Below are 530 nucleotides of genomic sequence, written 5' to 3'. Positions count from 1 at the left end.
CTTTCATTATTCGCCTTGATATACTTAGCCGACTCCCAGACATCCCCGGCGTACGGTTGAGAATCTTTCATTATTCGCCTTGATATACTTACAGGCTCATATCATCGAATGGGGTTTTGGTTGAGAATCTTTCATTATTCGCCTTGATATACTTACACTCGCGCAGAGTTCTACGCGTCGATGGTTGAGAATCTTTCATTATTCGCCTTGATATACTTAAATGGGCTCTGGTGCATGGCACGGCGGGGTTGAGAATCTTTCATTATTCGCCTTGATATACTTATCCACGCAAACGAACACGTGCGTACATGGTTGAGAATCTTTCATTATTCGCCTTGATATACTTAGCTGGCCACAACAAGACCCGCAAGAATGGTTGAGAATCTTTCATTATTCGCCTTGATATACTTAAATGGGCTCTGGTGCATGGCACGGCGGGGTTGAGAATCTTTCATTATTCGCCTTGATATACTTACCGCCGGAGGACACTATCGAGGCATGGAGTTGAGAATCTTTCATTATTCGCCTTG

The 530-nt window shown here is 43.8% G+C and carries 1 CRISPR repeat array.

Annotated elements, in window-relative coordinates:
- Nucleotides 1-54 precede the first annotated feature (54 nt).
- A CRISPR array of direct repeats spans nucleotides 55-530; the repeat unit is 28 nt; unit sequence GGTTGAGAATCTTTCATTATTCGCCTTG.

The organism is Rothia sp. HMSC065C03, assembly GCF_001837295.1.
In the GTDB taxonomy this organism is placed as follows: Bacteria; Actinomycetota; Actinomycetes; order Actinomycetales; family Micrococcaceae; genus Rothia.
The sequence above is the reverse complement of the archived record's forward strand: the minus strand, read 5'-3'. Positions and strand labels throughout refer to the sequence as shown.